Source organism: Rubellimicrobium mesophilum DSM 19309 (assembly GCF_000600335.2).
In the GTDB taxonomy this organism is placed as follows: Bacteria; Pseudomonadota; Alphaproteobacteria; order Rhodobacterales; family Rhodobacteraceae; genus Rubellimicrobium; species Rubellimicrobium mesophilum.
Window position 1 is genome coordinate 41,749 of the sequence record NZ_KK088576.1, and the last position, 8,422, is coordinate 50,170.

Sequence of the window (8,422 nt, forward strand, 5' to 3'; positions counted from 1 at the left end):
GCGTCCGCCATCCGGGGGCGGCGCGTCGGTCAGGTGGCCGGAACCGTCCCCGGAAGGAGCGGCACTCGGCCGTCCTCGGTCAGGAGCCAGACATCGCGGCCGTCGATCAGGGCCGCCGCCAGCGGGCGGCCGTAGCCCGCGCCGGCGTCGAGGTTCACGCGATTGCCGTAGTGGGCGGGCGCATCGAGCGCGGTATGGCCGTGGACCACGAGGATTCCGTGGTCGCGCCTGTCGTCGAGCCAGCCCTGGCGGATCCACATGAGGTCCTGCGGCGCCTGGGCGATCAGCGGCACGCCGGGACGGATGCCGGCGTGGACGAAGACGGCCCGGTCGGTGCGATGGAGAAGGGGCAGGTTGTCGAGGAAGATGCGATGCGCGAGGGGCACCTTGTCCCGTGCCTCGGACCAGAGGTCGGCGACGGGGCGGTCGGGCGAGGTCTCCACGCCGTAGCTTTCGAGGGTGTTCAGGCCGCCGAGGCGCTCGTGGAGCCAGGTGTAGGCGGGGTTCAGGCCGGGGTCGCGGAGCTTCGGGTCATCGAGGAACAGCCGGAACATGAAGTCGTGGTTGCCCCGGATGGTGATCCAGGGGCCGCCCTGGGTCGGGCCGCGCTGGAGGTAGGTGATGACCTCGGCGCTGGCCGGACCCCGGTCGGTGAGGTCGCCGAGATGGACCACGGGGGCGTCCTCGCCGGTCCGCGCGCGGTCGGCGGCGATCCAGGCGTGGACGCGGCGCAGCTCGTCGATCTGGCCGTGAATGTCGCCGATGGCGTAGCGGCGCACGTCAGAGCACGATGTTGGGGAGGGTGTCGAAGGCCTGCTTGAGCGCGTCCCCCCAGCCGTGGCTGATCGTCTGGAAGTAGGCGTCGTTGGTCCGGAAGCGCCGCTGGTTTCCCTTCCGGAAGCTGTCCCTCTCGTAGATCTGCAGGTCGAGCGGCAGGCCCACGGAGAGGTTGGCCTTGATGGTCGAATCGAAGCTCACGAGGAGGAGCTTCACGGCCTCCTCGAAGCTCATGCCGGCGTCGAAGGCCCGCACGAGGATCGGGCGGCCGTACTTCATCTCGCCGATCTGGAGGAAGGGCGTGTCGTCGCCCGCCTCGATGAAGTTGCCCTCGGGGTAGATGAGGAAGAGGCGCGGCTCGCTGCCCTTGACCTGGCCGCCGACGATCATCGTGGCGTTGAAGTAGCTCTCGGCCCTCTCGCCGTTCTCGCCGTGCTGGGCGATCACCTCCTTGAGGGTCTGGCCCACGTACTTGGCCACCTGGAACATCGAGTGGAACTCGAGGATCGCGGGGTGGCGATCGGTGGGGGCCTTGTTCCGCTCGTCGATGAGGGAGACGACGGACTGGGTGGTGGCGAGGTTGCCGGCGGTCATCATGGTGATCATGGACTCGCCCTCGTCCACCCAGGTGAACATCTTGCGGTAGGTCGAGATGTTGTCGAGGCCGGCGTTGGTGCGCGTGTCCGACATGAACACGAGCCCGCGGTTGAGCTTGAGTCCCACGCAATAGGTCATGACACCTCCTTCGGGCGATCCGCTGCCCTGTCCGGGGCGGGACGGCGCCCCGGTCCCGGACGCGGGGGGGGCTGATACGGAGCGGGCGCGCCATAGTCGAGACCCGTTGACCCTTGGGGCAGGCGAGGGCGGTCAGGTTGGCGTGACCGCGCCGCTAGTGGAAATCCCGGCTCTTCGGGACGATGCGGGCGTCGCGGGGGTGGCCGGTCTGGGGGCTGCGCGCGGAGCCCTGGACGGGCCTGACCACCTCGTCGGCGTGGGAGAAGGCGGGCGCGAAGCCCTCGGGCGCGAGGCGGAGGAGGGCGTCGGTGCGGTCGATCAGGCGCTCGGCGACGACGTGGACGATCTCGACCTCGCGCTGGACGCGGCCCTCCACTGCGAGGAGGCGGGCCTGCATGATCGTCTTGCGGAACTCCTCCATCACCTTGGGCCAGACGACGAGGTTCATGGTGCCGGTCTCGTCCTCGAGCGTGATGAAGCAGACGCCCTTGGCGGAGCCGGGGCGCTGGCGGACGAGGACGAGGCCGGCGAGCTTCACGCGCTGGTGGTTGCGGGCCGTGGCGAGGTCCTGCGCGGCGGCGTAGCCCTGTTGGCGCAGGGACTTGCGGAGGAAGGCCATGGGGTGCGCCTTCAGCGAGAGGCGGAGGGTCTGGTAGTCGGCGACCACCTGCTCGGGGAGAGGCATGACGGGCAGGGGGACCACGGGCTCGTCGCCCTCGTCAGGGGTGCCCTGGAAGAGGGGGAGGTCGGGGGCGTCGCGCAGGGCGCCGGCCTCCCAGAGGGCCTGGCGGCGGTCGATCCAGAGGGGAGTGCATGGCGTCGGCCTCAGCCAGGCGCCTGATCCAGGCGGAGGAAAGGCCGGCGCGGCGGTGGAGGTCGGGGAGGTCGCGGAAGGGCTCGTCCCGGGCCTTCAGCAGGCGGCTTGCCGCCGCCTCGGGGAAGCCGCCTATGGCGCGGAGGCCGAGGCGCACGGCCACGCCGCCCTGCCCGTCGGGGACGAGGGTCGTGTCCCAGTCGGAATGGTTCACGTCCGGCGCGCGGACCTCGACGCCGTGCTCCCTCATGTCGCGGACGATCTGGGCGGGGGCGTAGAAGCCCATGGGCTGCGAGTTGAGCAGCGCGGCCCCGAAGGCGGCGGGAAAGTGGCGCTTGAGCCAGGCCGAGACGTAGACGAGGAGGGCGAAGCTCGCCGCATGGCTCTCGGGGAAGCCGTATTCGCCGAAGCCCTTGATCTGGTCGAAGCAGCGCTTGGCGAAGCCTTCGTCGTAGCCGCGCCGGACCATGCGGCCGACCATCATCCCCTCCAGCCGGCCGATCTGGCCCTTGGAGCGGAAGGTGGCCATGGCCTTGCGGAGCTCGTTCGCCTCGGCGGGGGTGAACTCGGCGGCCTCGATGGCGATCCTCATGGCCTGCTCCTGGAAGATGGGGACGCCCAGGGTGCGGCCGAGGATGGCCTTCAGCTCGTCGGGGGGGTGCGGGGGGGCGGGAGCGGGGAAGGCGACGGCCTCCTGGCCCGAGCGGCGGCGGAGGTAGGGGTGGACCATGTCGCCCTGGATCGGGCCGGGGCGGACGATGGCGACCTCGATGACGAGGTCGTAGAAGGTGTGGGGGCGGAGGCGGGGAAGCATGTTCATCTGCGCGCGGCTCTCGACCTGGAAGACGCCGATGGAGTCCCCCCGGGACAGCATCGCGTAGGTGAGCGGGTCCTCCTGCGGGACGGTAGCGAGGTCGTAGCGGTGCCCGTGGTGGGCGGCCACGAGGTCGAAGGCCTTGCGGATGCAGGTCAGCATCCCGAGCGCCAGGATGTCGACCTTGAGGATGCCCAGCGCGTCGATGTCGTCCTTGTCCCATTCGATGAAGCTGCGGTCCGGCATGGCGCCGTTGCCGATGGGGACGGTCTCGGTCAGCGGACGCTCGGTCAGGATGAAGCCGCCGACGTGCTGAGAGAGATGGCGGGGCATCCCGATCAGCTCGGAGGCGAGCTTCACCGCGCGGCGCAGCAGCGGGTCGGAGAGGTCGAGGCCCGCCTCCTTCACGTTCCGCTCGGCCAGCTCCGAACCCCAGGAGCCCCAGACGGTGCGGGCGAGCGCCCCGGTCACGTCCTCGCTCAGGCCCATGACCTTGCCGACCTCGCGGATGGCGGAGCGGGGGCGGTAGTGGATCACGGTCGCGCAGAGGCCGGCGCGGTCGCGGCCGTACTTCCCGTAGATGTGCTGGATCACCTCCTCGCGCCGCTCGTGCTCGAAGTCGACGTCGATGTCGGGGGGCTCCTTGCGCTCCTCGGAGATGAAGCGCTCGAAGAGGAGCTGGTGGGCGGCGGGGTCCACGGCGGTGATGCCGAGGACGTAGCAGACGGCGGAGTTGGCGGCCGAGCCGCGCCCTTGGCAGAGGATGGGCGTCCAAGGCTCCCCGGAGCCGTCGCCCTCGCGCGCGAAGCGGATGATGTCGTGGATCGTCAGGAAGTAGCGCGCGATGTCGAGCTTCGCGATCATGGCGAGCTCCTTGCGGATCGTGGCCCGGACCGGCGCGGGCACGTCGCCCTCGTAGCGGCGCGCGGCGCCCTCCCAGGTGAGGCGCTCCAGGTGCTCCTGCGGGGTGGAGCCCTCGGGGATCACCTCGCGCGGGTATTCGTAGGCCAGTTCCTCGAGGGAGAAGGCGCAGGCGTCGGCCACCTCGCGCGTGGCGCGGAGCGCGTTGGGCCATTCGGCGAAGAGGCGCGCCATCTCCTGCGGCGATTTCAGGTGCCGCTCGGAATTGGGTTCGAGGAGGAACCCGGCCTCGTCCAGGCGCACCTTCTCGCGGATGCAGGCCATGACGTCCTGAAGGGGCCTGCGAGAGGCGACATGGTAGAGCACGTCATTGGTCGCGAGGATCGAGAGGCCCTCCCGCGCGGCCATGCTGTCGAGCGCGTTGATCCGGGCGCGGTCGGCGCCCCGGTAGAGATGGCTCGCCGCGACATGACGCAACGTGGGAAGCTTGCGGCCCAACCCGCGGAGCCTCTGGGGAAATCCGGTTAGGTCATCGGGCGGGACGAGGATGAGCTGCACCCCCTCGGCTGGGCCGCGAGGTCGTCCAGCGTCAGGTCGCAGTGGCCCTTGCGCTGCCAATCCCCCTCGGCGTCCCGCATCTTGCCCTTGGAGAGGAGCCGCGAGAGCCGGCCATAGGCGGCGCGGTCGCGGGGATAGGCCAGGAATTCCTCGCCGGTGAGAAGGACGAGGCGGCAGCCGATCACCGGGCGCAGCTTGGCCGTCCTCGCCTCGGCATGGACCCGCACCACGCCCGCCAGCGTGTTGCGGTCGGCCACGCCGATGGCGTCGTAGCCCAGGGCCGAGGCCGTCGTGACGAGGTCCACCGCGTCCGAGGCGCCCCGGAGGAACGAGAAGCAGGTGGCGAGGCCCAGCTCCACGAAGGGCGCGCGGGGGTTCGGCTGGAAGTCGTTCTCCTCCGCCAGGGTGCGTTTGGGGTGCTGGTGGTCGTTCTCGGGCATGGGTCACGCGAAGATCCCGTGCATGAACCAGCGCGGCGTGCCGCCCCGGCCGTCGCCGGGCAGCCCCTCGCGGTAGAGCCAGAAGCGCCGCCCCTCCTGGTCCTCGATCCGCCAGTAGTCGCGCAGCCGCGTGCCGGGGGGATCGCGCCACCATTCCGGCGCGATCCGCTCGGGTCCCGCGAAGCGGGCGACGCGGTGGGTCACGCGGCGCCAGACGAACTGCGCGGGCGGGCCTTCGGGGACGGCGTAGATCACGCGCACCTCCTCCGGCGGGTCGAAGAGGCGGAGGGGACGCGGGCGGGGCGGCGGCGGCACCGGGCCGGGCGAGGGGCCGAGGGCCGGGACCCAGCTCTCGGCCCGCTCGGGGACGTGGCTTTCGCGCGGGGCGGGGCGGAGGAGGGCTCGGGGGCCGAAGCGGGCGGAGAGGCGGTCCACGAGGCGGGCGAGGTCCTCGCCGTCGTCGCGTCGGCCGTCGAGGCCGGGCTGGCGGGCGTCGAGCGGTTCGGGGACCGTCGCCGCAAGGGTCGCGAGGTCGAAGCCGAAGCCCGGGTCGAGCCGGTCGAGCTTTCCCTCGAAGAGCCGCGCAAGGTGGATGGGGTCGCGCGTGGCGCGGGCCGTCGCGACCTCCACGCCGGAGACCTCGCCGTCGCTGCGGTAGACGGCGAGCGCCAGGCCGCGCGTGCCAGCCCCCTTGGCGGCGAGCATGGCGCAGAGCTCCCTGGCGAGGGCTGGCAGGAGGGGCGTGGGGTCCTGCACGGGCTCGGAGAGCACCGCGCGGGCCACGAAGCGGGGCGGGTCGTCGGGGCAATGCAGCGGCTCGGGCAGGCGGCCCGTGAGCTGGTCGAGGCGGAGGAGGGGGTTGTCGGACGGCTCGGCCCGGGCGAAGCGGCGCGCGAGGGGGAGGCGGGGGACGGCGAGGAGGTCGCCCACCGTCTTGAGGCCGAGTCGCTGGAGGAGGAGCGCCGTGTCCTGGGACAGCCGCAGCGCCCGCACGGGGAGCGGCGCGGTCATAGCCTCGACCTCCCCGGGTCCGCAGATCGCGCGTGGGCCGGCGAAGCGCGCCAGCGCCCAAGCCGAGCCGCGCGTGGGAGCGATGGCGAGGCGGGCGGTCAGGCCGAGATCGGAGAGGCGGCCCTCGATCTCCGTGAGCAGCGCTGCCTCGCCGCCCCACAAATGGGCGGAGCCGGTCACGTCGAGCACAAGGCCCGGGCCGCCCGTCTCCTCGAGGGCGGTCCAGGGGCACCAGCGGCGCGCCCAAAGCATGAGGCGCCCGAGCGCGCGGGCGTCGCCCTCCGGGTCCGCTTCCTCCACCCGCAGCGCGGGGCAGGCGCCGCGCGCGTCCACGACGCGCAGGCCGGGCAGAGCGCCCGCCGCCTCGGCCACCGTGGTCGCGGCTTGGATGACGGGCCCGTGCGGTCCCGGAACGGTCAGCGCCAGGAGCACGTTGTCACCCTGGCCCCCGATCCGCAGGCGCCGTTCGATGGTCAGCCGGGGGAGGGCCAGGGAGAGTATCCGTCGGTCAGCGGGTCGGCCCTGCTCCGAAATCGGACCGCCAATCCCTCCCGCTGTCAATCCCGTTGGCCATGGCCCGGCCTTCAGCCCGGCTCCGCCCGATCGGTCACCAAGGCTCGCGAAGGGGAGGATGACAGCGCCGGGGACACTGGGTGGCATGGCGCGTCAGGCCACGGCCGACCCGTCGGATACGGCTCGGAGGTCGGGCGCGAAGCCTGTCTGCGTCCCGAGGGACCCGAACCCTCCCGGTCGGGCGGCGAGTCGGAGGATTGTCCCGGTCCGGTCCGGTCCGTCCTTCGTCCTGCTCCCGGACCGCGTCTCCCGCATGGGCGGAGAGTCGGGGGCGGACCTCCTGGTCGTTGTGTCGCGACGGGCCACCCAGATCCCCGTCCGTCTCCCCCGCGAGCGGAAGAGCTCGGCCAGCCAGAGCGCCTCGCCGGGGGTGCGAGGGTCGTCGGGATGGGGCAGGGCAGGCTGTGAACTCACGCGCCACCTTTCCCGCGCCGCGCTCAGGTCGGGCGCGGCGGCGCGGCGGAGGAGCCAGGCCGCGACGCCCCGTGCCTCGGAGCGGATCGCGAGCCGCTTCGTGGCGGTGAAGCCGAGAGCCGGGGGATCCCCCCAGACCTCGCCGATCACGATCGAGAGGGCGGCGCAGCCCAGCGCCTCCTCCATGGCCCAGAGGACGTCCACGGCGCGTCCGACCTCCAGATAGAGGACGTCCAGGGGATGGCCGAGCGCTGCCGCCAACCCCCTCGCCGACGGTCGCCCCCCCTCGCGCCGCGACACCCGGTCCTGCACCCAGAGGACCGGGCCCGGCCTGGACCCCAGTTGCGCCAGCACGAAGCCTGTCGCGGCCCCGTCGGCCGCCGTGGTGGCGAAGACCTCGCAGAGGGTCGGTGGGCGATCCCCGACGGGGGTGGGGGAGGGCTCGGCGTGGCTCACGGAATCCTCTCGGGCCTGTGTTCATGTTTTGTTCTAGGGCGGGCCGTTCGCTCCGTCAAATGAGTCGCGCAAGTTATCCCAAGAAGATCGTCGCGAAAGTAACGGCTTGCTCAGGTCCCGAGCGCCTCGTCGGTGGCGGCGACCAGGGCCAGCGCCGCCGCGCCCTGCGCCCAGACGAGGTCGCCCCAGGCATGGACCTCCACCCGCACTGGTGGGCGTCCGGCGGGGAGGACGAGGCGCTGCATCTCGGCCAGAACGTCCTCGGCGTAGAGGAAGTCGTAGCGCATCCGCTCGCCGGACAGGATCACGAGGCCGGGGTCGAAGAGCTGCACGAGGTTGGCGAGGCCCATCGCGAGGTAGCGGCCGGCCCGGGCGAAGATCTCGCGCGCGGATTCGTGGCCGGCCTTGGCCTCGCCGAAGAGCGTCTCCAGCATGGCGCGGGGGCTCTGGGATTGGCGGGGGTCGCGGCCGAGCGCGGTCGCGGCCTCGCGCGCCAGGGCGTAGTCGGCAAGGTAGGCCTCAAGGCAGCCTCGCTGCCCGCAGCGGCAGAGCGCGCCGTCGAGCCGGACCTTGGTGTGGCCGAGCTCCAGCCCCATGCCGCGCGCGCCCCGGAACAGGCGGCCCCCCTGAACGAGGCCCATGCCGACCCCGTGCTCGATGGTGACGACGGCGAAGTCCGAGAGCGCCCGGCCGGCGCCGAACCAGAGCTCGGCCAGGGTCAGGAGGTTCGAGTCGTTGTCGATCTGGACCGGGGCGCCGAGCCGCGCCTCGCAGGCCTCGCGGAACGGCAGGTCGGTGCCTTCGAGGAGCGGCGACCAGGCCACCGATCCGCGCCCGTGGTCCACGAGGCCGGGAAGGCCGATGCCGATGGCCTGCACCTCGCGGCCCGGGGCGCGGGCGCGCAGGTCGGCCACGAGGGCCTCGACCTCGTCCAGGAGCTCCTCGGTCGGGCGGCGGCCGGGGGCGGCG

At 72.4% G+C, this 8,422-nt stretch carries 5 protein-coding genes and 1 pseudogene; all 6 read right to left on the bottom strand.

Going from position 1 to position 8,422, the window contains the following annotated elements; all coding sequences use genetic code 11:
• Nucleotides 1–29: 29 nt before the first annotated feature.
• Nucleotides 30–779: a metallophosphoesterase gene (locus RUMESO_RS12870; protein WP_037280785.1), complete on the bottom strand. Its 750-nt coding sequence runs from the start codon at nt 777–779 to the stop codon at nt 30–32.
• 1 nt (nt 780) lies between these two features.
• On the bottom strand, nt 781–1,512 hold the full coding sequence (locus tag RUMESO_RS12875; RefSeq protein ID WP_037280787.1) for a proteasome-type protease: 732 nt from the start codon (nt 1,510–1,512) through the stop codon (nt 781–783).
• Nucleotides 1,513–1,666: 154 nt separating this feature from the next.
• Nucleotides 1,667–4,999 (bottom strand): annotated as a pseudogene (locus tag RUMESO_RS12880) (error-prone DNA polymerase).
• Between the two features lie 3 nt (nt 5,000–5,002).
• Nucleotides 5,003–6,442, bottom strand: a complete 1,440-nt coding sequence (locus RUMESO_RS12885; protein WP_245639267.1) for a Y-family DNA polymerase — start codon at nt 6,440–6,442, stop codon at nt 5,003–5,005.
• A 234-nt stretch (nt 6,443–6,676) separates the two neighbouring features.
• On the bottom strand, nt 6,677–7,453 hold the full coding sequence (locus RUMESO_RS12890; protein WP_051521304.1) for a hypothetical protein: 777 nt from the start codon (nt 7,451–7,453) through the stop codon (nt 6,677–6,679).
• Between the two features lie 110 nt (nt 7,454–7,563).
• The coding region (locus RUMESO_RS12895; RefSeq protein WP_037280789.1) for an ROK family protein at nt 7,564–8,422 on the bottom strand (859 nt) is incomplete at its 5' end.